Below are 26529 nucleotides of genomic sequence, written 5' to 3' on the forward strand. Positions count from 1 at the left end.
AAAAAGATAGACTAATCATTATTAAAATCATAGAAATGCGTCTCTGCTTTTTGTGTTTTTTAATTAGCTATGTTTGTGCCTATGAGCAAGCGCGAGTTAAAACTATACTTACACGAATTGGATAAGGAGCAGTTGCAAGAGCAAATAATGGATTTGTATGCACGCTTTAAAGACGTTAAAGAATTCTACGATTTTGCATTCAATCCCAAAGAAAACAAATTGATGGAAGAGTGTAAGCTGAAGATATCCAAGGAGTACTTTCCTGTGAGCAAGCGTAAAGCTAAAATGCGACGATCGGTGGCTCAGAAATTAATCAAACATTTTATTCGTTTAGGTGTCGAATCTACTTTAGTAGCCGATATCATGTTCTACCATATTGAAATTGCTCAAACCTACTCATCAGAGAATTTTATTAAGCAAGAGGCCTTTTATAAAGCCATGCTAAAATCATTTGCCGAGGCCTTGCAATATGTCGATGAGCATGGTATTCGCCGTGATTTCAACAGTCGAATTCATCAGATTGCCGACACAGCCAGCGAGCAAAACTGGATGAACAGCCAAGGCTTTGAGCGAGTGTTGGGAGCATAGTACGTGGAGGGTATTAGGCAAGGTTTACTTAAAGTCTATGCAATAATCGATGCTAGCTGGCCGCAATCGTACGCTTATAAATAGAAAAACAAAAACACATAATATTTACCCAGCTGTTCACGCAAGCTTTTTAATGCTCTGCTTTTGTGTGTTTTAACTGTGTTAACTGATATGTTGAGATCTTCAGCAATTTCTTTCTCTTTCCAACCATTGATGACGCTAAGCTCAAATATTTTTCGTCCTTGCTCAGGTAATTGTGCAATAGCTTTGTAAAGCCTGTGATGCACATTTTCTTCCAATACTGTTTCTTCGAAAGCTGCGTCTGATGTTTCTTTTAGAATAATTTGGTGGTGTTCTTCTTTTCTTTTGATATTTCTGATATGATTAAAAACAGCATTTCGAACCGAAGTGTATAAGAAAGATTCAAATGAACCTATTTCAGAGATAAACGCTCTTTTCTCCCAAACTTTTCTAAAAACGTCTGTCACAATGTCTTCAGCAACCATTAAGTCGCTAAAGTATTTCATAGCTATGCCAACGAGTTTAGGGTAAAAGTCATCAAAGACTTCCTTAAACACCTTTTCATTGCCTTTAGAGATTTGGATAATATGCTCCTGTGTGATGTTTTGCATAATTGTTTCAAATGTAGATAAAATATTAAAACACCACCAAATCGTTCGCCCGTGAGTACTCAATCCATCTTTTTAATTGACCATAAAAGATCTAAATTGATGAAGTGTTTATTTTTATTCTAAAAAGTGTAATTTTTTGTCACCTATAAATAAAGATCGGGTGTGTACCTAATACAAACTGGCATATAATGGAAGATTTAAAGTATATATATACCCTCATCTATAAACAATTAGTTCATTCAATTACAGATGATGAACAAAGTGTTGTAGATAATTGGCGAAAGCAAAATTCTCGTAATGAATTATTATACCAAAGGGTAGTTGATCAAAAAAGTATTAATAATTCCTTTAATGTTTACAAATCCATTGATACGGATAATGCATTTAATAAAGTGATAGCTCCAGCTGCTATTAAAAGAAGATTATTACCAACATTTTTCAAATATGCCGCCGCTGTAGTTATTCCATTACTATTGGGTTTAAGCATTTGGTTAATATCAGAGCAACAGCAGCCGAATGCTACTATTAGTGAGCTTATAGTACCCGGTAGCAATAAAGCCATGGTTGTACTTAGTGACGGTAGTACCGTTGAGTTAGCGAATGAAAGCTCGGCGATTGTGTTAGAAGAGGATGGTAAGGTTGTAGGAAAAGATTCTTTACATACCTTGTCGTACCAACACGTAACAGCCGATAAATTAATTTATAACACCCTTAAAATACCATATGGCGGTGAATATCAAATGGTGTTAAGCGATGGAACCAAAGTCTGGTTAAATTCGGGCTCTATATTAAAGTTTCCCGTTAATTTTATTAGTGATACACGAGAAGTGACTTTGCAGGGAGAAGCTTTTTTTGAAGTGGCACACAATGCCGACAAACCTTTTATGGTGCATACCAAGCATTCTACAACAAAGGTATATGGTACATCTTTTAATGTAATGAGTTACAATAATGATAAGGTGGAGCAAGTTACCTTAATTGAAGGAAAGGTTGGCTTTAGTATTAAGGGACAGCAAACTCTGCTACTACCCGGACAACAAGCTGAATTAGCATTAAATAACTCCAATGTGGTACTTAAAGAAGTGGATGCCAGTTTATATACTTCGTGGAAAGATGGAGTCCTGAAGTTTAAAAATATGCCAATAAAAGATTTATCGAAGAAACTGGCCCGTTGGTACGATGTTGATTTTTACTTTGCTAATGCTGCGGTTGGCGAAATTGGCTTTACAGGAAGAGTTGAAAAAACAACCGACTTTAAGCACTTTATGAGTCTTATCGAAAAAACAACCAATGTTAAAATATCGATAAATGGACGTACTGTATTGGTAGAAGAGATTAACTAAAAAAACCAAAGAATGCTGATACATTCTTTGGTCAATCAATTTAAATAATTGGGTTAGAGCCTTGAGAAACTTTACCCAATAGTATTAAACATTATCTACAAAATTATGGAAAAAAAACAGAAGTGGCACATGCTTTTGCATAAGCTGAGCATGCCGCGAAAACTATTGTTAGTTATGAAGGTTAGTTTTATTCTAATGTTTGCAATCATGATGCAGGTTTCAGCAGCTAGTCTGGCACAAAAAGTCGTGATAAAAAAGAATACACTCACTTATGAGCAATTATTTGAAGAGATTGAAATACAAACAGGTATTGCAACCTTGTTAAGTAATAGAGAGCTTGATTTAAATGCTCAGCTCGTACTCGAAGGAGAAGATTTTGAGTTAGGAGAATTATTAAATGAGGTTACCAAGGATACCGACTTAACCTTTGAAATAATAGACGAATACATTGTTATTCGACCGCTTAAACTTGAAGAAAGAGTACGCGTTGATAATCAAAATCAACAGCCTGATAACAAAATAGTCATCCGTGGTACTGTAAAAGATGAAAAAGGCGAGCCGCTTCCCTTTGCTGCTATTCGCATTAAAGGCACAACCATTGGAACCGTTTCTGATGCAGAAGGTAATTACAACCTGCAATTTGAAGAGCAAGAGAATGTCATATTAGAAGTATCAAGCCTTGGATTTGAAACTGCCGAAATTATATATGATGGACAAAGTACCATAAATATAACTTTAATAGAGTCCATTGCTGGCATAGATGAGGTGGTAGTTACCGGTTATCAAACCATTTCAAAAGAAAGAGCAACTGGTTCTTTTTCAATGCTCGATAGTGATAATGTGGCTAATAGCCCCAATGAAACCATCGGTGGAAATTTGGAGTCATTAGTAGCAGGGGTGCAAACAACCATTGATGAAAATGGGAACCCTCAATTTACAATTCGAGGAACGGGTTCTTTAACCGGAGCGCAGGAGCCGCTTATTGTTGTGGATGGGTTTGCGATTGATGGTGGATTTGAATCGATAAATCGAAATGATGTTGAGAAGATTACTGTATTGAAAGATGCAGCTGCAGCGTCCATATGGGGTGCTCGTGCAGCAAATGGAGTTATTGTAATTGTCACAAAAAAAGGCAATAAAACAAGAGATATCAAAATAAGCGTAGAGGCATATGCAAAGTTCAGTGATGAGGTAGATCTAGATTATGCCAACCCAATTGCTTCGTCAGCGTCGCAATTACAATATGAGCAATGGTTATGGAACAATGGTTTTGGTAGTCCGTCATACGATATTTCAAATATCAATTCAACCATGACTAAAGGTAGCGAATTGTTTCAAAAGCAATTGGAAGAACACATCGCTGGCGGTGGTACAGGACATCCGGAATATACACTAAATACACCTGAGATTCAGGCACTGATGAAACAGTCCTATAAGGAGCAGGTGAAAGAGCATATGTTGCGCAAGGCTTTTTCACAGAACTATAATGTTTCGCTACGTGGACAAAGTGAAAGAAATCAATACTCCTTATCTGTCATGTTTAATGATAATAAGCAGGTGATGGTTGAAGATAGCGACAACAACGTGTTGATTAATTTCAGAAACAATATGAAGATTCGTGACTGGCTTGACTTTGACTTTGCCATCATGGAGCAAATTCAAAACAATAAAAGCGGTGGTGTAGGCCTACGTGATATACAAGGCATATCACCTTACGAAACACTTTTAGACGATAATGGCGCCTATAACCACATCAATACAAGTAGAGGGCTTAATAAAACAATTGTTGATGATTTGCATGAATATGTAGATGGTTGGTCGTACGATGATATGACTAATAATCCGCTTCAAAACATGCGTTCTCAGGACTATCGAATTAAAACGATTAGTACACGAATTAATACTGGTTTAAACTTTAGAATTGCCGAAGGTATTAAATACACCTTTGGTTTTCAGTATCAAAACAGAAGTTCAGAGGTGAAAAATAGGCATCAGGAAGAATCGTACTATACGCGCGATCTGGTTAATATGTATAATATTACGGACTATGATGCCATTGCAGCCGGCAATCCATACACGATTACAGATCGTCAGGTTCAAAACGGAGAGGTTGTTTATCAATACAGCAATCAATACGCGAATTATGTATTTCGTAATCAGTTCAGTCTTAATAAAACCTATGGAGAGCATAGTTTCAACTTTATTGCGGGAACTGAGGTCAATTGGTCAGAAAGTGAATCGAAAGACGATTGGTTATATGGTTATGATCATGACAAGTATACTAATGCTATACCGTCAAATGGCTATGTTAATTTACAACGAGCTTACTATCCTGCCGCATCAACAGCTAACTTGAATAGAGGAGGTATTGTGACTTATGGCACTAATCGCTACTTCTCCTTATACTCAAACATAGCTTATACCTATAAAGATAAATACTCTTTAAGTGGTAGTGTAAGAACTGATGCCTCTAACTTAACTGTTGAAGACCCCGCATTCAGATACGCCCCTTTCTGGTCGGTTGGAGCCAGCTGGCAGTTAGCTAAAGAGTCTTTTGTCTCTGACATTGAATACATCAACCGCTTAACATTACGTGCTACCTACGGAGCCAATGGTAATGTACCGCAACAAAGTGCCCAGGTACCCATTATTTCGTTTATACCAGGTACAACGCCTTATAGTGGAGCTGGTGCCGATTATGCAATCATCAATGACTTGGGGAATCCAACATTGGGATGGGAAAAGGTAAAGCAGTTTAACACAGCTATTGATTTTGCTCTGTTTAAAAACAAGCTATTTGGTAGTGTTGAGTATTACAATAAGAATAGTGAGGACCTAGTAACACGTGTTTCTTTACCATCAACGGACGGGACCTCTTCACAGAATTTCAACGTGGCCAAAATGGAAAATAATGGCATTGAGTTGAACCTGAATGCCAAGCTAAGAATCACCAAGGGATTTGACTGGCGACCAATATTCAATTTTGCCCACAATAAAAACGAGGTGAAAGAAGTAAAAGTTATTCAGATACCATTGAGAGACATGATAGGTACTCAATATGTGGAGAACTACGCTATGCATCCATTATGGGCTTATAAGTATAATGGTTTAAATGATGATGGAGTAGCAACGGTACTAGGCAAGGATGGAATTGTATACGATGCCAATAATAACATTTCAAATACAGGAGTTCATGGGCCTGATGTAACCTGGTACCAGGGAACAAAACTTGCTCCAACAGTTACTTCTTTAACCAATGAGTTTACCTATAAGGGAATTAGCCTCTTATTTACCATTACCGGAAAGTTTGGCCATCATATGTATGTGCCAGGTTTTAGTTATGGGTGGCGTATGGATAAAATGAATTACCACCAGGATTTAGATTACATTATTGCAGGCGAAGCTGAAGCGAATGGTGAATTTCCGATACCAACAGAAACAATTGGTAATTATACCAATTATGGACAGAATGCCCGTTATTTGGAAGCCAGAATTGAAGATGCTTCATATGTGCGATTTAAAGAGTTAATGTTGTCATATCGCCTGCCTCAAAGTGTTATTTCCAAAATTGGATTTGATGGAATTAGGGTTTATACACATATCAACAACATTGGACTATTATGGACGGCGAACGATAAAGGTATCGATCCGGATTACCCAATGGGAGCCTCATTTTTTAGGCCAGAAACAACATATACGCTTGGTGTAAACATGACATTCTAATACTACAGGAAGATGAAGAAATTAATATATATACTATCGGCAACTTTATTTTTATTTGCGTCTTGTGACGATTTTCTTGATCACAAACCAAGTAAAACGAATGAGCAGGAAATAGAAACAACTGACGACATCAATTTACTATTGAATGCCACTTCAAGGTCATCTATTATTACTGATGTAAGAACGGCTAACCTTACTGACGACTGGACTTATCATGAAAATGTCTATCGCATTTTTGCAGCATGGTTGCCATATCCAGCTGTACAGGATTATTGTTGGAATGATCAGCTAAATGAAACAAATAATGATGATTGGACCATGGCTTACGAAAGCATATGGCAAGCTAACTTTATTATTAATAACATATATGATCTGGCAGGAGACCAAACAGATAAGGATAACCTTAAGGCTGAAGCACACTTATTAAAAGCCTATAAGTATTTAGCATTGGCAACTAAATATTGTTTGTATCCTGGAGATGTTAATGGTCAGGAGATGGGCTTGCCATTAAAAAACTCTACAGAGTTTGGATTAACAACGGTTAGAGCATCTCTGGAAGAGACCTTTGCTGAAATAGAGGCTAATATACAAGAGGGATTAAAAATTGATGTGGAGCGAATTGACAGTTGGCGCGAAAGTACAGCATCAGCTGCAGCCTTAGCTGCACGTTATTATTTGTATGTTCACGATTTCGAAAATGCTAAAAAGTATGCAACACAAGCCTTGTCTCTGCATTCTCGTATGATAAATATGGAAACAGAGGTGACAGAGCGTAAGGGTTATGGGGGTGAATACGATATACCATCAACAGCCGATTTAGGAAGTTACGCACCTGCTTACTATACGGGTTGGGAAAGTCAGTATAAAATTTATCACATCAGCGAGTTCTTGTTTATTCCAAGTAATGAGTTTCTTGCAGCCTTTCAGCCAGAAGATTTACGTTTGAGAAAGTTTATCACACAAGGTTATTTATCGTTTTATTTTGGATTAACCGAGAATAATAACTTGTACACCAAGTTTAGCTCAACCGTAATGACAGGTACAGATGCTGCTGAAATGTATTTGATTTTGGCCGAATGCGAAGCCAGGGAAAATAATTATGCTGCTTGTATGCAAAATGTAGAAATGGTGAGAGTAAATCGTTTCAATGCCGACGAATATTCTGCATTACCGCTTCCGACAACACAAAAGGAAGCCGTTCAGGTGGTAGTAGATGAGCGTCGTCGAGAGATGCCATACACTGCTTTGCGTTGGGCCGACATCAAAAGACTAAATAATGAAGGACTAATTGATCCAATAATTGTTACACGCGATTTCTATGAGTTAGGTGAAGCAGCTGTCGACTTCGATGCCCCTAAGACATATACCTTAGAAGCAAATAGTCGTAAATATGCCCGTCCTCTTCCGCAAGAAATTATTGATTTAACCGAAGGCACGGTTAAGCAAAATACTTACTAAGGCACACCCCACCCCTCAGGATCTTTATTCTGGGGTGGGGTTGATTTTTGCACTTTTTAAAATTTAATATTCATCTGGACTAAGCTTCAATTATTATATGAGGCTTAATACATTATATCCGATAAAATGAAGCAATTAATATTTCTTGTTATTGCTTTGGTAGCTATATCATGCCAAAACAATAAAGGTGTTTTTACAATTACCGGTTCAGGCTTGGACCAATTTAATGGCGACAGCATAAAAATATATTTGCCCGATACTACAGAGGCCAGAGGTCATTTCACTGAGAAAGCGCTTATTAGCAATGGTGAATTTAAGCTAAGTGGCAATCTGGCAAATCCAAGATTGGTGTACCTTTCTATTTACGATAGCGAGGGCATCTATAAAGGGTGGAAATTTGAAACAATAATCGAAGATTGCTCAATAAACATCACATTTGGTGATAAAAAGGAAGATGCGATTTTGCAAGGGGGAAGCTATCATGCAACGATAATTGATGCCGTAAAGAACAATTCTGAGTTGGATGCAGCCAAAAAGGAATTAATGAACTATATGCACTTGCTTCAATCAAAAGGTGATGAACAACCAACAGATGAAGAAATGCAAAAGTATAAAGAACTGGCCAATGTCTATAGCCGATTAGAGAAAGCAGCTTATGAGGATGTTTTTTCAAATCATACCGACCCCATCGCTCGTCTGTTTGCCTATAAAAAAATGCGTTCATATGATAATTGGGAAGGTGAACTTGGGAAACTAGAAAAAGAAATTGGTGCAATAGATGAGTTGGTTCTTCTGAGACATGGGATCATAGCTGCAGAGAATGCAAAGGCTAATAAGATTGAAATAAAAATTGGCGACCAGGTTAAAGATTTTGTAGCCGCCGATTTGAACGAGAATGAAATTCATTTAAAAGACGTGTTGGCACAAAACAAGTTAGTATTGGTTGAGTTTTGGGCTTCATGGTGCGCACCTTGTCGCGCTGAAATACCTCATATGAAAGAGGCTTATGAACACTATCATAATAAAGGATTTGAAATTGTGTCATTTACATTGGATCATAATATGAAATCGTGGGAAAAAGCCAGTTCGGAAGAGCATATCCCTTGGATTAATGTAAGCGACCTAAAGGTTTATAAAAGTCCTGTTGTGCAAATGTATGGAGTTAAAGGCGTGCCTGCGAACTACCTGGTTGATGCGAATGGACAAATAATAGCCATGCATTTACGCGGCGAGGCATTGGATAACAAACTAAAAGAACTACTTGACTAATACGATGAATATGAATAAAGCACTAATTATTTTTATACTATGTCTGGGTTATATAAATAGTATAGCTCAAAATAACACTATACAACTCAAAGGAGAATTAAAAAACTTTGGTTCAGAAGTAGTATTGTCAAAGGAGACACCGGAGGCACAATTGCTAAAAGAAACCATTAAATTAAATTTAGACGAACATAACCGTTTTGAAGTAAGTTTTGAATTGCTTGAACCAGCTTATTTCAGCTTGGGTAGAAACACATTATACTTATCGCCTGGTGACCATATGAAAATAATAGTGGATAATGATAATCCAAACAATTCAACATTTATCGGTACAGGAAGCGAAGTTTGTACTTATTTAAAAGCACGTCCCTATCCCAAAGCTGGCTCGTATCTGTACGGAACAGATGTATTGAAAGGTGACCCGACAACAAATGAATTGGCCAAGAATGTAGCTAAGGAGGTTAGAAAACGAGAGGCAAAGTTGGACGCATTGAAAGAGGCAGATGATTTTTTTAAAAAAGTAGAGCACGGTCGTATTTTATTTGATGCTGCCAATACTTTAATGTCTTATGGTTTCAGGGATGCATATGCTAAAAAGATTGCTCAGGAGCAAATGAAGGCCTATGCAGATAGTATCACAAACTTGTATGTTAATGATATAAGGGAGTACCTTTTAAACGGAAGTGATAAGGATTATTTAAATACCAGTGCCTATTTAAGTGTAGTGGACAAATGCATTGAAGAGCTAGGTGCAGACAAGATGGATGCCGAGGTTTTAGATTTTTTAAAAGTTCATGAGCTCGTTTATTTGCTCAATCGAAAAGGTCCTGTTGCTGAAGTACTGGGGCGGAAAAACGAGGTGGAAGCTGACTTAAGCACACAGAAGTACAAGTCCATATTAAACAAAGGTTTTGAGAAATATCAAAAGTTATTACCAGGGAATATGGCTCCCGCTCTTGAGTTGACATCCATGGACGGACAAGCAATAACATTGGCTGATTTTAAAGGCAAAGTAATTGTTATTGATGTATGGGCAACCTGGTGTGGGCCTTGTAAGGCTGAAGCACCGTACTTTGAAGCCCTGGCTAAGAAGTATCAAAGTGATAAGGTTGAGTTTATTTCTATCAGTATCGATTCATCAGAGAAACCATGGCGCAAGTATTTAGAAGGACATGAGAAAACATCAACTCAATACATAACACCACGTCCCCGTTTTAAAGAGTTCCAACTGATAACAGTGCCGCGATTTATGATCATTGATAAAGATGGTAGACTAATTGATGCTTTTGCACCTGTACCTTCAAATGAAGAATTTGAGAAGTTAATTATTAAAGCTGTTAAATAACTATTACTGTTTTAATAGTAATATATATCCAAAATATTGTATAAATAGTATCATGTGTGACTACTAAAACTACTATTTATTAAGCCCTTACTCCGGTGGGGGCTTTTTTTCACTATTAGTTATGGCAACATATTATCTGGAATATAAAGGAAAAAGTCGGGAGCGTTTGATTCATCACGCCGATTGTAATGAGATTAGAAATAAAATGGACTATCTGTTATTAGGTGACTTTAGTAGTAAAGAGCATTTGCTTTCTTATGCACAATGGCATTTCCCCGATTGGAACATTGCGTTATGCAGTTGTTGTTAATGTCATGTACCAATGGCATAAAAGTTCACTTAAGCAAATTGAATTTTATATAGTCTGTAAAGATGTTTCAATTGGGGGAGTTTTATACAAGCCTCATTCGTCAGAATGGGGCTTTTTTGAAAAATTATATGAGCAGTAGAATATACTAGCCTCACCAAACGCATAAGCACAGAAACTCAAAACACTTATTTAGACATACTCAGTCCTGCCAATATACTAACCATCTTCACCATCACCTCTTCGTCAATGTCAAAATCAGTTTGATGGTGAGTACCAGACTTGTTGGATGCGCCAATGCCCATAAATGCCGCTTTACCACCTGAATTCTGAACATGGTTCATCAGGGTACAGAAATCTTCACTATAGGTATTGTGTAGTTCTCTTTCTGTGCAACGCGTAAATAAGCCAGTATCCGTCACCAGGCCTTGAATGCTTTTGGCCAAATCGTTAGAGCTGGAAGCACTTTCAGCTTCACCAACCAAATTGATGTTGCAGCTACAAGCATGTTTCTTGGTGATTTCTTCAATTAATTGGATGGAAGCATTGAAAAGTTTATCCCGTGTGATGGTGTCGCCAGCTCTTGTTTCAATCTTTAAAAGTGCATCAGGGCAGATGATATTACGGGCTGTACCTGCTTGCATCTGGCCAATGTTTAATCGAATATGCGAAGGGAAATCAGCTTTTAGTTTTTCTAAGCTTAAAATAATTTCTGCAGCAGGCAGCATGGCATTGATTCCTTTTTCAGGCGCTAAAGCAGCATGAGAAGCCTTGCCTTTTATCTCCACATCGAACTTCTTACTGGCAAGCTGACCATGTGTGCCGCAAATAAATTCATTGGGCTCTTTATTAGCCCACACATGAAAGCCATATGCCTCATCTACTTTTTCGAAAATCGGATGTTTAACCACAGCTGCCATTCCACCCAAGCCTTCCTCTGCAGGTTGAAACAAGATGATTATTTTTCCTTGTAAACTGCCTTTGTGTTGCGAAAGATATTTGGCCAATCCCAAACCAATGGCGGTGTGAGCATCGTGTCCACAGGCATGCATAAAGCCATCGTGAGCAGATGCAAATTTCTTCTTAAAGGGTAGGTGCTCGTTGTCTTGACTTTCATTAATGGCAAGTGCATCCATATCAACCCGAAAGACTTTTACTGGCCCCTCGCCATTGTCAAGAACACCTGCAACAGCAGTGTAGCCTCCCTTTGTTTGTTCCAACAACTCCTTGTTCAAATCATGTCTTTCCAGGGCCTGAGCATAGAATTTATCCAAGGTCGCCTGTGTAGGTAGGTTCATGCGTTTATCACAAATCAAATCCTGACCCATATAAATAGTAAAGCCCCACTTTTTTAATGATTGCGCGACAAATGTAGCCGTTCCAAATTCACACCAGGCTGGCTCAGGGTGCTTGTGGAATAAGCGACGCCATTGAATCATTTCTTCTTGCAGATCTTTAAAGTTATTGGGAATACCACTCATAGTATGTTATTGTTTTGCGCAAAGATAAAACATCTGGTGCTCATTTAGTCTAATGACTTTTCGGATGCCATCTTTAATCGCAAGGCGCCTATAAAGATGGAATCCGTTTTGAAATAGCTATTATGAAGGCGCAAGGAGAAATAGTTAGGATGGTGTTGATTTTAAATCAGTTGAGTTCTAAATGATTTAAGTTGTTTATATGTGGTTCTTCTATGTTTGGGTTCTTTTAGGCGTCTTGCATTGTGGCCTCTCTTTTAAATTGCTTTAGTTTTTTAGAAAGCTTTAGTAAGACCGGGAAGCTGAGAACTTGTTCGAAGATCCCCCGGCCGCACTTAAGCTTGAGATAAATAAGAAAGTTATTTAAAAAGTAGCCTTGATCTTTTTTCCTTAGTTTTTGTGATCAAGGACATCGGAACGATTAAGAATTGAGTATTCTTAATTGTTTCAGCATAAAGATCAATTTGGGCGGATAGCCCAATTGAAAAAACAATTATCACAACATTGATTATAAAAAAAATGAGTGAATCCGTTTTTGGATTCACTCATTTTCGTTTACACAGTTTATGTAATAAAGATCCATAACCAATATTGGAACTACACACCGAGAACATTACTCAGTCAGCAATTCTATTACTACCACTAATTTATCACCAGATACTGATGAGGCAAAATACATTCGCCAGGCCTAATACAAGTTCAAATACAATGCCTTGGCTTATTTGTTTACTGGGTTTACCATCAGCTTTTAAACTGATTAAGCGACCAATAGCAAAACCTATAAAAATAAGCATGGCCACAAAGTGTGACGTAAAGCTTAGTTTCGTTATAAAGATGCCCAGTAAAGTACTAAGACCTGCAAAAAGCATCACTGCACTAACGCCTCTCATTTCATTTAATAAGCTGGCATCGTTTTCTAGTTTTATTCCCGAATTTTTCAAATACGTTTCTATTGGCTTACTTAACCTCATTATACCTACAAAGATCAGCAGAAGGCTTGATAACGATAAGATTACAATCTTCAGATATTCCATTTTTAATTGTTTTTGGATGAATACTAATGCAAATGTAATTGAGCGGTGTGACAGAGGTATGTCAAGGGTTGTTTTGATCTTTTACATATTTTTCAAAATACTCTTTTATCGTCATGTTGTGCGGACTAAATGTATCACTCTTGGTAACGAGTTTTTTAATGAAATCTATTCGAAAGTGTCTAAAATCATTACGTAAGCGACAAAAGGCAACAAGTAAAAAATTACCATGAATGCTATAGATAGCAAAGGGCTCAATGTTGCGTGTGCTTGACTTATCTTCTGAAGAGTGGTAGTCTATTGCTAATACTTTATTATGAGTAATGGCCGATTGTATTTCCATGAGGTTATTACTCGTTCTCTCCTTGTTGTTATTTCCGCCAAAGTAAATTCTGTCCGCTAACAAGTCGGCATTTCCTTTTTGAGAGTAGCGCAAAATGGCTTTTATTTTTTCTAGTGCGCTAGAGATGTTTTCAACCAGGGACTGGTCTTTATTTTTTATGGCTAATTGCTCTAATGTAATTAAGGCATTTGCTTCTTCTTCCGAAAAAAGTACAGGTGGTAAATGGTAGCCTTCCATAATAGAATAACCTATACCTTCTTCAGTTACAATAGGGATACCTGATTTTTCGAGTGTGCGAATATCTCTGTAAATTGTTCTTACACTTACATCGTGCCGCTCAGCAAGTTGTTTGGCAGTGATAACTCTTTTGGACTGAAGTTGGGTGAGAATAGCTGTTAATCGCGCTAGCCTTGGTTTTTCTTTTTCTTCCATACAGGAATGGTTCTATTGCTTATAAGGTACATGCTTGATAAATGTTAAACACAAGACCTTACGCAATGTTTTGCCCACTTCTTATCTCTTTATAAAACACGGTGTGCCAAAACTATACTTTTAACAGCCCTAAAATTGTTGTCTACTTGCATGGGTGAATAGCCTTATTGCTTATGGTGTGATACTTCTTGTTAAACCATCAAATAGCACAGAACCATATTGCAATGTCTAATCGGACTTTAAACCAAAGTTACTTTCAACCACTCGATGGTCTTCTCCGTAAAAAGTTAAATCTATTTTAATTTCCCAATTAGTATCAGATATCTTTCGGCCACTGATCATACCTGTTGGCTCAACATTTTTTGATTCATCCTCAGGAAAGATGTGGTAATTACAAGATGGTTGCGTTGGTGCTTACTAATTACAGCTTGTTCTTGCACTTGCTGGAGCATACTTGATAGTTTTAAGCGTGGCGAGATTCTACTTTGAACGGGAGGGAATAGCAGTCTGACTTTACGGATGCCATCTTTATTAACAAGATGCCTATAAAGATGGCATCCGTATGGAAAAAAAGCTGATATCACAACATTGATTATAAAAAAAATGAGGGAATCCGTTTTGGGATACCCTCATTTTTATTTACACAAATCTGTGTAATAGTAACTTTTTTCTTACCACCAGCGACTACCAGAAGAGGTGTTGTATAAAACTCCACCAGCTTCTTCAACTTCGCCCTCCAGAGCTGGTACTTTTGTTTTAAACAAGGCATCTAAAGTAGCTTCTTGTTCCTGATAGGCTTGAAGCGCCATAGCATACTGCTCTTTTTGAGCACCTGTTACATCAACATGTGCGTAGGAAGTTGTGTACATGGCGAAACGAATTCTGCTGTTAACGGAGTTTTTGGCACCAAAACCACCTATGATCACCTTGGTTATAGCATCAATTTCCTTTTGTAGCTCATCCACTTTGTTGACCAAAACATTGGCTTCAACAGGCGTTTTTGCCAAAATGGTTTTAAGGTTTTTCAGGCGTGTATTCATTTCCTTAATCTTGGCTCGCGCTGCACTTACCTGGGCATTTAAATCACTTACCTCTTTTAAGAACTCAAAATTAGCATTGTAATTGGCCGTGCCCAAGGCATTAGGAATAGAAACAACGTTAAATGCTTGTTTGTCGACTAACCTTGTAAATGTTCCGGCCATGTTTTTGTCAATAGCCACTTTGTATGCTCCTGGCGGTACTTTAGGCCCCCGCTTTGTTAAGTAGGCTAAATCCCATGATAGTGTGTTGTAACCTTTCTTCAGCTCAGAGCTTAATTTTCGCATGATGTTGTCATTGGCATCATAGATAGTGAAAATCAGCTGTGGTTTTACTTCCTGTTCCTCGGCCAACAACTCTTCGTCAGTGGCATATTTAAAGGTGCCACCCGACTTTTTGGCTTCTTTTTGAGCTTCCTTGCGTTTGTCCTTTAAGCTTTTGTAGCCTGTTTTAATGTAATATTCAAACTTGGTTTCAGGCTCAGGATTGGGTGTTCTGAAATGTACTTCACCCTGGTATCTTAGGTTGCTCGATGGAAAATAGAGTAGGGCATCGTTGACTTCAAACAGATGTGCTTCCTTCTCGCTGATTTCCTCGCTTAAGGTACGCAAGGCCGAATAATTATCTAAAACATAAAAGCCACGGCCAAAAGTAGCTACCACCAAATCGTTTTCTCGTTGCTGAATGGTTAATTCTTTAACCTGTATGGTAGGCAAGCCGTTTTTGATTTGCACCCATTTTTCACCGCCATCAATACTGGTCCAAACACCCCACTCAGTACCAATAAACAATAAATCAGGGTTGACATGATCTTCCTGAATGCAATACACGGTTCCTGATGGTAGGTTAGAGGCGATGGACGTCCAGGTTTTACCTTTGTCGGTACTTTTGATGAGGTAAGGTGTGAAATCACTGCTGTTCTTACGCCCGTCGAAACAAGCATACACCACATTTTCGTTGTGCATCGATGGTGTAATGTAATTCACAAAGGTCATGTCTGGCACTCCCGTAAAAGTATCATACTTCGTCCAGTTGGCACCATCATCTTCTGTAATCCATATTAAACCATCATCGGTTCCGGCATACAGCATGCCTTGTTTTAAGGGTGACTCAGTCAGGGCAAAAATATTTCCAAACTTCGATGTCGACATGTTTTTAGCCACTGCTTCGGGAGGCCATATCTTACCCATCATAGGCAAGCTGTTCTGGTCAATCTGCCTGGTTAAATCAGCCGATATCTTTTCCCAGGTGCCACCCATATCCGTGCTTTTTAGCACATAGTTACCACCAATATACAGGGTCTTATTATCGAAATGACTCAAGAGGTAGGGCGTGTTCCAGTTCCAGCGGTACTCCTCATCAATGGTTGGTTGCGGTTGAATGGAAATGCTGTTACCCGTTGTTCTATCGTATCGTCTGATGCCGCAATACTGCGATTCACAGTAATGGATATCAGGATTTTTAGGATCGGGTATCGACAGGTAGCCATCGCCACCAATGGCATAGGTCCAATCGGCATTAACAATGTTTTGGCGATGCGTTTGCGATGGTCCAAACCACGAACCGTTATCCTGGGCACCACCATAGACATTGTAGAATGGATATTCGTTATCAGTTCTAACGTGGTAGTATTGTGTGATGGGTAGATTACTGGCGAATTGCCAGGTTTTAGCAGCATCGTAGGTCTCATAGATGCCTCCATCGCAACCCATGATGTAATGATTCGGATCCTCAGGATTCATCCATATGGCATGGTTATCAACGTGCTTATTTTTACCTTCGATGTTTTCCCATGTTCGGCCACCATCAAGCGATCGGGCAGCACGCGTATCCATTAAAATAATCATGTCAGGATCGTAGGGAGCAGCATATAATTCGTTGTAATATTGCGGACTGCCCGAAACCTTATCGCTTCTCTTTTCCCAGCTTTCGCCCATATCGTTGGAGCGATAAACACCGCCTTTATTACCCGGTAGCTCAATAACAGCATAGATAATATCAGGATTGGCAGGGGATAGGGCAAGGCCAATGCGACCGACATCACCTCCTGGTAGGCCTTTCTTCAGTTTGGTCCAGCATGCTCCGGCATCCACCGATTTGTAAATGGCCGACTCAGGACCACCATTAATCTTCGACCAAACACGTCGTTCGCGCTGATGAGAGGCCGCATAAAGGATATCCGGATTTCGTGGATCCATCTCCAAATCCGATATACCCGTGTATTCGCCTATTTCAAGCATGCGTTCCCACGATTGACCACCATCCGTGGTTTTGTATAATCCGCGCTCGCCACCGGGTCCCCAGGCCTGACCCTGCGATGCCACATAAACCACATTGCTGTTGCGTGGATCAATCATTATTTTACCAATTTGAGAACTGGTTTTTAATCCCATGTTGGTAAAGGACTTACCCCCGTCGGTTGTTTTGTATACGCCATCACCATAGGCCAAATTACGTTGTGTATTGTTTTCACCCGTGCCTACCCAAACAACATTGGCGTTGTTGGGGTCCATGGCTAAACAACCAATGGAAAAAACCGGCTGATCGTCAAAGATGGGCTCAAAGGTAGTACCATGGTTAGTGGTTTTCCATAAACCACCTGAGGCAACCGCTACATAATACTCTGAGGTATTGGCGGGGTTAACGGCAAAGTCGGAGATACGCCCCGAATAAGCGGCAGGACCAATGTTCCTGAACTTGTACATGTTAAGCATCTCACTCGTAAGAGCAAAGGCTTCAGAATCGGAAGAAGATTTCTTTTTGTTTTTTTGAGCAAAGGATTGTAAGCTGAAAGCCATCAGGGCGATGCTTAGTATACTTACAACAATCCATGCTTTGCTTTTGGTTTTTGGCATGTGTTTGTATTTAGATTATAATCTATTGAGATACTACTAAGTAAGAGCAAAAAAAGGACAATATGAAACGAGCCATGATAATAGCACGGCAATCCACCGCTCGGCGAAGTTTGCAACTTCGTCGAACTATTCCAGTAGTCTGCGACTACTATACTGTAATAAGTGGTAAAATTAATGGTTCAATATATAACATTGCCAACAAGCCGGCATAATTCCTTGCACTAGAATATAGATAAACTTCAGGTGCCTGTACTATTTTTGAACGTACCGGATCATAGGATTTTTCTGTGGATTAATAATAATTTGTAACGAAAGGAAGCAATGAAATACCCTGTTTTGGAGATGGTTTTCCTTTCTTTTGCATCGCTCAAAAGAAACAAAACGCTAGTCCCATTGTACAGTCAAACTATGGTTTATTCAGTACCTGATATTGATATGTTTGGTTTTTTTTATCATCTCAATTGAAAATTATATAGTTTTGTACAGAGCCTAATAAACAACGAGGGTATCTTGGAACAAAAGATGATCTTTTCAGAAGCAACGTTTAAGTATTTATTTGATAAGTACTACGTGCCCCTGCGTTCATATGCGAGCCGCTTTATTTATGACGACGCTGAAAATAAAGATGTAGTTCAGGATGTATTTACTGCCTTTTGGAAGGGGAGTAAGGATTTTGCCAATGAAAAGGCTGTTAAGACCTATCTGTTTTACTCTGTTCGTAATGCCTGCCTAAATAAATTGCGCAAGGAAAAACCCACCAGCATAGATTATGAATCAATCGATCTTCCTTCTGTTGAAGAGGGTATTATTGAAGAAGATGTACTAAAGCGGATTCGACTCGCCTTAAGTAATCTTACCAATCAAGAAAGAGAAGTGATGTTACGTTCGATGAATGGTATATCCAACCTGGAAATAGCTGAAGATATTGAGGTGTCTGTTAATACCATTAAAACAGTTAAAAAGCGTGCCTACCAAAAGTTACGCGAACAATTGAAAGGTATAGAATGGGTATTGGTATTGTTTAGTTGATAGTGGATAATCCATAGTTCGCAGTCCTTGCTTCGGACTAAAAACCCCTACTTTCTATTTTTTTTCTTCTTTTCTGTCACCCACATTTACGTATCTTGTGTTTAAACCGACAAAACACAAGCAAAATGAGTATTGGTACGGATAAAATAACGCAAATAATAGGGGATTACATCGAAGGAACAATTTCTAGTGAGGATAAAAAGTTACTGGATTCTTGGTTGACTGATTCCGCTAACCAGCGTTTTTTTGAGCGACTAACATCCAAGCACTACCTACTATCAAAAGATAAGCAGCATCAGGTTTTTAATTCAGATAAAGATGCAGCATGGCAAGCAACCCAGCAAAGTATTAAGTCAAGCAAGAAAGTAAAGTTATGGATGCAATATGCAGCAGCCGTACTGGTGCCATTGGTATTATTTTTTGCAGTATACCAATTGAGTGAAGTAGGGCAGCAACGATCAGATGTAGCAAGCTATACAATAGAGCCAGGTGAACAACGAGCTATTTTAATTTTAAGTGATGGTAGTCAAATAGAAGTGTCAGCAGCTGATACGCTGATTACTCAAAGCCAATCAGGAGTTGTGATTGATTTGGATTCTGCGGCTGTTAATTACAATGACTTAAATAACAAAGAGAGTGATGGGATACATTACAATACCTTAAACACCACAAGGGGGATGGAGTATAGCATAACTTTGGAAGATGGGACTAAGGTGTGGTTAAATGCCTCGTCCAGTTTAAAATATCCAGAGCGATTTGTGGGAACTAACAGAGAAGTTTATGCCGATGGAGAAGTTTACTTTGAAGTAGCTAAGGATAGGAATCGACCCTTTTTTGTGCATTTCAACAACAAGAAAATACGTGTGCTAGGTACACAATTTAACGTGCGTTCATACAAAGAAGAGAACAATGACTATGTAACTTTAGCTGAAGGAAGTATTCAATTAGAAAGTAAGCAGGCAAACGTTATTATGGAGCCCAATAAACAAGCTGTTGTTAACAAAAAATCTGGTCAACTCGAGTTGCAAACGGTGAATGCAATGGTTTATGGTGCTTGGCGTAAGGGTAATTTTGTGTATGATAAGGCCCGTTTAGAAACCATTATTAACGATGTGGCACGCTGGTATCAGCTAAATGTGTTTTATCAAAATCATTCGGTAAAGGAAAAGCGACTATCCTTATACACCCCACGCCAAGGCTCTATTAAGGACTTGCTTGAAATATTGGAAGCAACCGATGATATAAGCTTTGAGATAAATGATGATAATTTAATAGTTAGATCAAAATAGAAAACAAAAAAGCAGAGAATATTGGAAGTATCCTCTGCTTAAACTAAAGCTGATTCGTTGTCAGCAATAATCTATAAATCGTTACAAAATTATGAAGAAAAATCGAGAACCTATCTTTCTCCATGCGAGGGGGATTAAAAAGATGTACAGAGTTATGAAATTATCTGCCGTACTATTACTGTTTTGTTTGATTCAGGTTTCAGCAACAGTGTATTCGCAAAGCGGTACAATAACTGTTAAGGAAACTTCTATCTCCTTGTCTGATTTATTATGGAAGATTCAGAGCAAGACGGATTTTATTTTTGCTTTTAGTGCCGATAAAGTAGAGCCCTATTCTGAATTATCTGTTGATGAAGAGGGTAGTGTGGAAGAGGTACTAGACGCTATTTTAAAAGATACTAAGCTCGATTATGAGATTAAAAATGGCGTGTATGTTATTACTTATAAGAAGATTGAAGCAGTAGAACAACAACCCGAAAAAAAGATTCTTATCAAGGGTACTGTGCTTGATGAAATAGGTGAGCCGCTGCCCTTTGCTGCCGTCTGCTTTAAAGGCACTACTACTGGTTGTGTGTCTGCTGTTGACGGCACTTATGAGTTGGAAGCACCTGACGAAGAAGGATTAGTACTAGAAGTATCAAGCCTTGGTTTTGTTACACAAGAAATACCGGTTAATGGAAGAACAAGCATCGATATTATAATGGTATCGGATATGATGGGGCTTGATGAAGTGGTTGTTACCGGTTATCAAACCATTTCAAAAGAAAGAGCAACAGGTTCGTTTGAAAAAGTTGACTCAGAAGCATTAGAAATTCGTGCTACACAAAACATCATGGATAAACTGGAAGGTCAAACCGCTGGTGTATTGTTTGATGCTGATGGAAACATCACTATAAGGGGAGCTTCATCGATGAATGCGTCAACAGATCCTTTAATCGTTGTTGATGGTTTTCCGTTAGAAGGAAGTTTAGAAAGCATCAACCCTAATGATGTAGCTAATATGACCATATTAAAAGATGCGGCAGCTGCTTCAATATGGGGCGCACGTGCATCTAATGGTGTTATTGTAATCGAAACTAAAAGAGGACAAAATACGGGTAAAATCAATGTTGATTTCTCTTCGACATTATCAATCACTCAAGAGCCTGATCTATATAGTTTAAACCGTGCTTCTACAGCATCCTTTATTGAGATGGAAGAGCACTTTGCAAATAACAAATGGAAAGAACTTGCATCTCCTTGGGCCATTAGTAAACCTGCATACAACGAAGGACTTGAAACTTTTCTAAAGTATAATGATGGTCAGATGACAGAAGCTGAAAAGGATGCAGTCATTAATCGCTTAAGAGGAATTGATGCTCGTAATGAATATGCTGATCTATTCTTAAGAAATGCTGTTCGTCAGCAATATCATTTGGGTATTAATGGAGCTACAGAAAAAAGTAACTTCTACGCCTCATTAAGCTACGATGATGATCAATCGTACATGAAAGGCGGTAATAACGATCGTATAGTTTCTAACCTCAGAATTCAAACTAAATTATCTGATCGCATCAGCTTTAATGCAGCCATGTATGCTACCATTCGTAACAGCGAAAGTAATGGTGCTGGTGGAATCGGAGACTTAGCAACATATCAGCAGATTTTAGATGAAGATGGTAACTATATTCCACAACCATGGACTTATTCTCAGGAAGGTAAAGACGCTCATGCTGCAGTTAATAATGTGCCTTACGACTGGACCTATAATATGTATCAGGAGTTTGAGAATAAGAATAACGCAACGAAAAATATAGATTTACGCCTGCAAGCCGGCTTAAATATCAATATCCTTAAAGGATTAGATTTTGAAGGTCGTTACCAATATGAATGGGGCAATGCCAAAGGACAGAATATCTACAATGAAGATACTTACCGTGTTCGTAACCAGGTTAATATGTACGCTTATCCGGAAGTTGATCCATGGACAGGGAAAACAACGATGATGTATCCTGTGCCAACAGGGGAAGTGAGGGCTGATATCAATGCCTATTCTAAATCGTTTACCACCAGAGGACAATTGAACTTCAACAGGGATTTTAATGACGGAAAGCACCGATTATATGCCATTGCTGGTATTGAATTACGCCAAACAGAGTATGAAAGCAATAACATGGAGAAATGGGGTTACGATCCGGTTAGTCTGCAGTACAAGCGCATGAACTATGATATCGAATATAATCGTGCTTTCAGTTATTGGCCTTCTAAATTATCGGATGCAACTTCATTTGCATTTGAAAAGGACAGGTATGCTTCCTACTATGCTAACGGTGGTTACACCCTTGATGAAAAATACACCGTAACGGGTAGTATTCGTTTAGATGACTCTAACTTATTTGGAAGTAGCAAAGAGTACCGAAGTGTGCCATTATGGTCGATTGGTGCCAATTGGCAATTGCACAAAGAATCGTTTATGAACCTTGATTTTCTTAATCGCTTAACATTTAGAGCGACCTATGGTACAGGTGGTAACATTGACAGAACAACAAGCCCTCACTTAATAGCCAAAATATGGACAGACTGGCAAACTCAGCATCAGTTTGCATACATCGAAAATCCTAAAAATCCTGACCTACGTTGGGAGAAAACGGCAACTACCAATATTGGTTTAGATTATGCTATGTTTAAAAATCGTGTGTCTGGTTCTATCGAGTATTATAATCGACAAAGTGTTGATTTATTGGGTAATGTATCTATAAACTCTATTTATGGCTTTGATAGTGCTAAAATGAATTTTGCCGAGATGTCGAATAAAGGGGTGGACATGACCTTAAACGTGGGCATTTTAAGAAATACCGTTCAATGGAATGCCATTACCAACTTCTCATATAATAAAAACAATGTGGAAAAAGTAGAACTGGCCGATGAAAGTGTCAGTGGAGCCATTAACTACTGGGGCGTTAGCTCAGCAAGAGAAGGTAAACCACTTCATCATATCTACTCGTATCAATGGGCCGGATTATCTGAAGAAGGTTTACCACAGGTATATAACCAAAATGGTGATATTATCGACCATAATACACCGGTTGAAGAGGTTGAAGGATTAAATTATGAAGGAACAACTGTACCAAGGTATTATGGTAGTTTCCAAAATGTTGTACGATATAAGGGTTTGCAGTTAAGTATGCTTATTACCTATAAGTTTGGTCATAAGTTTAGAGTGCCAACGGTAAGCTATAGCGATTTGAAATATGATTTCACATTAAATGCTGTACACAGTGATTTAGAAGAACGTTGGAGACAAACCGGAGATGAAAACTCAACCGATGTGCCTGTTTTACCGGAAGACCCAAATGTTGTAGCCGGGAATTGGCGTGCTTACACTCTATATGGCAGCCATAATGTGGCGAATGCAGGTCACATCCGTTTTAACGATGTTGTATTGTCGTATGACTTACCCCGATCGTGGTTTAATTCAATGGCAATACGGTCTCTTACTCTTGGTGCTCAGGTAAGAAACCTGGGAGTTATCACTTTCAATGATGAAGATATTGATCCGGAGAATGTAATTGGTGTTTCAGGTAACGGAAAGATAATGCCAGAATACACATTCAGCTTGAAAGCCAGATTTTAATAGTTAATGATCAGGATATGGTGTTTAACATTATTCCTTTAAAAATTAGAAAGATGAAGCAAATTATATATTTATTCGTTCTGGCCATAATTGCCACTTCGTGCGACGATTGGATGGACATTCAGCCAAAAGGAAAAGTTATTCCTTCAAAAGCTGAAGACTATCGACTTTTATTGGATGCAACCCAAGATATTGGAGAATCTGCCATTACGGTAACAGGTGATTTAGACTTGTGGGTAACAGATGATATTGATTTAAGAGATGATTTTATTGGTGCGAGCTACAGTGAATACCAATCAAAAGCATTTATGTATGAAGATCATTTTTATCTGGAATCAGAAGAAGATGAAGGCATGCAAAAAATGTATGCGGTGAATTACATTTGTAATGCCGTTATTAGTGAAGTGCTGGAAGCTGATGGAGATGAGGCAGAGAAGCAGAAATTATATGCCGAAGCGAAAGTGCACAGAGCTTTTACTTTCCTTAAACTGGTTAACATGTATGCGAAGCAATATGAACCGGCTACGGCAGCAACAGATTTAGGAGTACCAATGCACCTTGAACCACTATTAGAAGGCAGTTTAAAAAGAGGCACTGTTAATGATGTTTATGATTTAATTATTAATGATGTCACTGAGGTGTATGACTATTTACCAGAGACACCAGAACAACTGTGGCAACCATCTCAGTCATCGGCAAGTGCATTGTTGGCAAGAACATACTTAATAATGGGCGACTTTAACAATGCGCTTAAGTATGCTGATATGTCACTTGATAAGAAATCTTATTTGACCGATTACAATACATTACCAGGACATAGCTGGTATCCTACGCTACTCGATTTTGGACCAAGGTACCTGAATGAAGAGCAGTTATTAAGAAAGAAACCAACTAGTGATTACAGAATGATTTATCCAAGCCAGGAATTTATGGATTTGTTTGACCAAACGAATGATTTGCGTTTCACTGGCAAAATAACTTTTGAATGGTCGCTACCTGGCACAGGACTGGTTTATTACTACGGTTATAACTCAGGTAGTCCTTATGGATTAACAGTTCCGGAAATGTTGTTGACACGTGCTGAGTGTTATGCCCGCACAGGAGAACATGCTTTGGCAATGGACGATATTAACTTATTGCGTCAGAACAGAATTGCAACTGCTGCTTATGTGCCATTAACAGCTGCCAGTGCTGATGAAGCGTTATCAATTGTTAAGGATGAGCGTCGAAGAGAATTAGCTTTTATGGGACACCGTTATACCGATATTCGTCGTTATAATGCTTATGACAATGCCAATATCTCAATTGTGCATACGGTTAATGGTGATACTTATGCACTAGCGCCTGGTGATAACAAGTGGGCTTTACCATTTGCACGTAAGTACATAGGTAAAAACCCTGAAATAGAGCAGAATCCTCGCTAGACTCTAAAATTAATTTAAAAATATTTCTAAAAGGTTCTTATATAAAGAATAAGCACCAGGTGCATCATTCTTCCCTTTATTCTTGAGGATAAGGGGAAGTACCGCACCAAAGGTGTGGGGATGGGGATTAGAACCATTAACCAATAATCTTTATAAAAGCTTTTCAGACATACTATTGCCTAACCTTTGGTCCAGGTTTGGACATTTTTACTCTACTTACAAATTACTAAAACTACCGCTATGAATTACTTAAAAGGTATAGCACTTATGGTGCTGGCCGTGTTGAGCGCTTGCACTCCAACTCCCGATAAATGCATTATAAAAGGGCATGTTGAAGCCAAAGAAGGCAAAGTATTGGTTTATCCTTATCAGGAAGTTCAATCTCAAGAAGAAGCTGAGAAACTGATGTATAAGGCTGATATAATTGATGGTCAGTTTACCATTGAATTAGATTCTGTTATTGCTTGTCGAACATTGTATGTACAAGCCGAAAACCGTGTACAACCTTGTGAGTTTATTTCTGAACCTGGTTATATTAAGCTAATTGAAAAAGAAGGAGAATGGACGGTTCAAGAAACACCATTGAACCAAGAATTTAAAGAGTTGCAAACTGCTCTTAACCAAAAGGCATATGATGCACTACGTTATAAAAAAGAACTAAGCAACGAGGAGAAAAGCATTAAAAAGCAATACAACACTATTTTGTGGGAACTACTTGCCAAAAATCCAAGAAGTATACCATTAAGCTATTTATTTCAGCAACAATACTGGGGTGCCGACCTGGCAATGCTTAACAAAATTATTGATGGCTTTTCTGACGAAATCCACGATACCTACTACCTCAACTACCTGATTAATCGCCGCGATAATGAAGCACGTTCGGCCATTGGTAATCGGGCTCCGCAGTTCAGCATCCAATCTTTGCATAACAAGGAAGTGTCGTTAGCTACATTAAAAGGAAAATATGTGCTTATCGATTTTTGGGCATCATGGTGCGGGCCTTGTCGTAAAGAAATTCCCAATCTAAAAAATATTTATAAGGCCTTTCATAATCAGGAGTTGCAGATAATCAGCATTTCAACTGATGGCGATAAAGAGGCGTGGTTAAAGGCTGTAGAAGAGGAAAATATGCCATGGGTACAAGTGCACGATACCAAGAAGATATCAGGTAGCTATAATGTTACTGGAATACCTCATATTGTATTAATATCTCCCGAAGGCATTATACTGGATAAAAATATGCATGGCGATGGTATTTGGGAAGCATTAGAAAAAGAGGGGTTTATTAAAGAGTAGTGATTCCCCTGATTGTAAACCAACATGATTTCAGTCTCC

At 38.5% G+C, this 26529-nt stretch carries 17 protein-coding genes; 12 read left to right on the plus strand and 5 right to left on the minus strand.

Features of this window, described 5'->3' with window-relative positions; genetic code table 11:
- Positions 1 to 81: 81 nt before the first annotated feature.
- On the plus strand, positions 82 to 588 hold the full coding sequence (locus tag FNN09_RS06520; protein ID WP_143300691.1) for a DUF6155 family protein: 507 nt from the start codon (positions 82 to 84) through the stop codon (positions 586 to 588).
- Positions 589 to 662: 74 nt separating this feature from the next.
- Here FNN09_RS06520 and FNN09_RS06525 read toward each other — a convergent pair whose 3' ends face one another.
- Complete coding sequence (locus FNN09_RS06525) at positions 663 to 1220, minus strand: RNA polymerase sigma factor (protein WP_143300693.1); 558 nt, start codon at positions 1218 to 1220, stop codon at positions 663 to 665.
- A gap of 188 nt (positions 1221 to 1408) precedes the next feature.
- Here FNN09_RS06525 and FNN09_RS06530 point away from each other — a divergent pair, with 188 nt between their 5' ends.
- From FNN09_RS06530 to FNN09_RS06555, 6 genes are all read left to right on the plus strand, one after another.
- Positions 1409 to 2563: a FecR family protein gene (locus tag FNN09_RS06530; RefSeq protein ID WP_143300695.1), complete on the plus strand. Its 1155-nt coding sequence runs from the start codon at positions 1409 to 1411 to the stop codon at positions 2561 to 2563.
- A gap of 105 nt (positions 2564 to 2668) precedes the next feature.
- Positions 2669 to 6286: a SusC/RagA family TonB-linked outer membrane protein gene (locus FNN09_RS06535; protein WP_143300697.1), complete on the plus strand. Its 3618-nt coding sequence runs from the start codon at positions 2669 to 2671 to the stop codon at positions 6284 to 6286.
- A gap of 12 nt (positions 6287 to 6298) precedes the next feature.
- Positions 6299 to 7744: a RagB/SusD family nutrient uptake outer membrane protein gene (locus FNN09_RS06540; RefSeq protein WP_143300699.1), complete on the plus strand. Its 1446-nt coding sequence runs from the start codon at positions 6299 to 6301 to the stop codon at positions 7742 to 7744.
- A 126-nt stretch (positions 7745 to 7870) separates the two neighbouring features.
- Positions 7871 to 9013, plus strand: coding sequence for a TlpA disulfide reductase family protein (locus tag FNN09_RS06545; protein WP_143300700.1), 1143 nt, complete (start codon positions 7871 to 7873; stop codon positions 9011 to 9013).
- 10 nt (positions 9014 to 9023) lie between these two features.
- On the plus strand, positions 9024 to 10355 hold the full coding sequence (locus FNN09_RS06550) for a TlpA disulfide reductase family protein (protein ID WP_185968904.1): 1332 nt from the start codon (positions 9024 to 9026) through the stop codon (positions 10353 to 10355).
- A gap of 121 nt (positions 10356 to 10476) precedes the next feature.
- Entirely contained in the window at positions 10477 to 10665 is a 189-nt protein-coding gene (locus FNN09_RS06555; protein ID WP_143300704.1) for a hypothetical protein, read from the plus strand.
- Between the two features lie 185 nt (positions 10666 to 10850).
- On the opposite strand, the gene FNN09_RS06560 is transcribed toward FNN09_RS06555, so the two are convergent.
- From FNN09_RS06560 to FNN09_RS06575, 4 genes are all read right to left on the minus strand, one after another.
- Entirely contained in the window at positions 10851 to 12143 is a 1293-nt protein-coding gene (locus tag FNN09_RS06560; protein ID WP_143300706.1) for an amidohydrolase, read from the minus strand.
- 647 nt (positions 12144 to 12790) lie between these two features.
- Positions 12791 to 13174 carry a DUF4345 domain-containing protein gene (locus FNN09_RS06565; RefSeq protein ID WP_143300707.1) on the minus strand — a complete coding sequence of 128 codons (384 nt, stop codon included), beginning with the start codon at positions 13172 to 13174 and terminating at the stop codon, positions 12791 to 12793.
- A gap of 61 nt (positions 13175 to 13235) precedes the next feature.
- On the minus strand, positions 13236 to 13946 hold the full coding sequence (locus tag FNN09_RS06570; protein ID WP_143300709.1) for a YafY family protein: 711 nt from the start codon (positions 13944 to 13946) through the stop codon (positions 13236 to 13238).
- Between the two features lie 671 nt (positions 13947 to 14617).
- The gene (locus tag FNN09_RS06575) at positions 14618 to 17839 is read right to left on the minus strand and encodes a glycosyl hydrolase (protein ID WP_143300711.1); all 3222 of its coding nucleotides are present in this window, start codon (positions 17837 to 17839) and stop codon (positions 14618 to 14620) included.
- A gap of 510 nt (positions 17840 to 18349) precedes the next feature.
- Here FNN09_RS06575 and FNN09_RS06580 point away from each other — a divergent pair.
- The 5 genes from FNN09_RS06580 to FNN09_RS06600 all read left to right on the plus strand — a co-directional run bounded on the left by FNN09_RS06580 (position 18350) and on the right by FNN09_RS06600 (position 26490).
- On the plus strand, positions 18350 to 18868 hold the full coding sequence (locus FNN09_RS06580; protein WP_143300712.1) for an RNA polymerase sigma factor: 519 nt from the start codon (positions 18350 to 18352) through the stop codon (positions 18866 to 18868).
- Between the two features lie 125 nt (positions 18869 to 18993).
- Positions 18994 to 20157 carry a FecR family protein gene (locus FNN09_RS06585; protein WP_143300714.1) on the plus strand — a complete coding sequence of 388 codons (1164 nt, stop codon included), beginning with the start codon at positions 18994 to 18996 and terminating at the stop codon, positions 20155 to 20157.
- 91 nt (positions 20158 to 20248) lie between these two features.
- On the plus strand, positions 20249 to 23770 hold the full coding sequence (locus FNN09_RS06590) for a SusC/RagA family TonB-linked outer membrane protein (RefSeq protein ID WP_143300716.1): 3522 nt from the start codon (positions 20249 to 20251) through the stop codon (positions 23768 to 23770).
- A 53-nt stretch (positions 23771 to 23823) separates the two neighbouring features.
- Entirely contained in the window at positions 23824 to 25194 is a 1371-nt protein-coding gene (locus FNN09_RS06595) for a RagB/SusD family nutrient uptake outer membrane protein (RefSeq protein ID WP_185968905.1), read from the plus strand.
- Positions 25195 to 25434: 240 nt separating this feature from the next.
- Positions 25435 to 26490: a TlpA disulfide reductase family protein gene (locus tag FNN09_RS06600; protein WP_143300720.1), complete on the plus strand. Its 1056-nt coding sequence runs from the start codon at positions 25435 to 25437 to the stop codon at positions 26488 to 26490.
- The last annotated feature ends 39 nt before the right edge of the window (positions 26491 to 26529 follow it).

The organism is Carboxylicivirga sp. M1479 (assembly GCF_007097485.1).
Classification (GTDB): domain Bacteria; phylum Bacteroidota; class Bacteroidia; order Bacteroidales; family Marinilabiliaceae; genus Carboxylicivirga.

What these genes read in the sequence shown, in the direction of transcription:
- FNN09_RS06545 (WP_143300700.1), top strand. Translation starts at nt 7,871, where the DNA reads ATGAAGCAATTAATATTTCTTGTTATTGCTTTGGTAGCTATATCATGC.
- FNN09_RS06565 (WP_143300707.1), bottom strand. Translation starts at nt 13,174, where the DNA reads ATGGAATATCTGAAGATTGTAATCTTATCGTTATCAAGCCTTCTGCTG.
- FNN09_RS06525 (WP_143300693.1), bottom strand. Translation starts at nt 1,220, where the DNA reads ATGCAAAACATCACACAGGAGCATATTATCCAAATCTCTAAAGGCAAT.
- FNN09_RS06570 (WP_143300709.1), bottom strand. Translation starts at nt 13,946, where the DNA reads ATGGAAGAAAAAGAAAAACCAAGGCTAGCGCGATTAACAGCTATTCTC.
- FNN09_RS06540 (WP_143300699.1), top strand. Translation starts at nt 6,299, where the DNA reads ATGAAGAAATTAATATATATACTATCGGCAACTTTATTTTTATTTGCG.
- FNN09_RS06520 (WP_143300691.1), top strand. Translation starts at nt 82, where the DNA reads ATGAGCAAGCGCGAGTTAAAACTATACTTACACGAATTGGATAAGGAG.
- FNN09_RS06555 (WP_143300704.1), top strand. Translation starts at nt 10,477, where the DNA reads ATGGCAACATATTATCTGGAATATAAAGGAAAAAGTCGGGAGCGTTTG.
- FNN09_RS06550 (WP_185968904.1), top strand. Translation starts at nt 9,024, where the DNA reads ATGAATAAAGCACTAATTATTTTTATACTATGTCTGGGTTATATAAAT.
- FNN09_RS06560 (WP_143300706.1), bottom strand. Translation starts at nt 12,143, where the DNA reads ATGAGTGGTATTCCCAATAACTTTAAAGATCTGCAAGAAGAAATGATT.
- FNN09_RS06600 (WP_143300720.1), top strand. Translation starts at nt 25,435, where the DNA reads ATGAATTACTTAAAAGGTATAGCACTTATGGTGCTGGCCGTGTTGAGC.
- FNN09_RS06590 (WP_143300716.1), top strand. Translation starts at nt 20,249, where the DNA reads ATGAAGAAAAATCGAGAACCTATCTTTCTCCATGCGAGGGGGATTAAA.
- FNN09_RS06575 (WP_143300711.1), bottom strand. Translation starts at nt 17,839, where the DNA reads ATGCCAAAAACCAAAAGCAAAGCATGGATTGTTGTAAGTATACTAAGC.
- FNN09_RS06585 (WP_143300714.1), top strand. Translation starts at nt 18,994, where the DNA reads ATGAGTATTGGTACGGATAAAATAACGCAAATAATAGGGGATTACATC.
- FNN09_RS06595 (WP_185968905.1), top strand. Translation starts at nt 23,824, where the DNA reads ATGAAGCAAATTATATATTTATTCGTTCTGGCCATAATTGCCACTTCG.
- FNN09_RS06535 (WP_143300697.1), top strand. Translation starts at nt 2,669, where the DNA reads ATGGAAAAAAAACAGAAGTGGCACATGCTTTTGCATAAGCTGAGCATG.
- FNN09_RS06530 (WP_143300695.1), top strand. Translation starts at nt 1,409, where the DNA reads ATGGAAGATTTAAAGTATATATATACCCTCATCTATAAACAATTAGTT.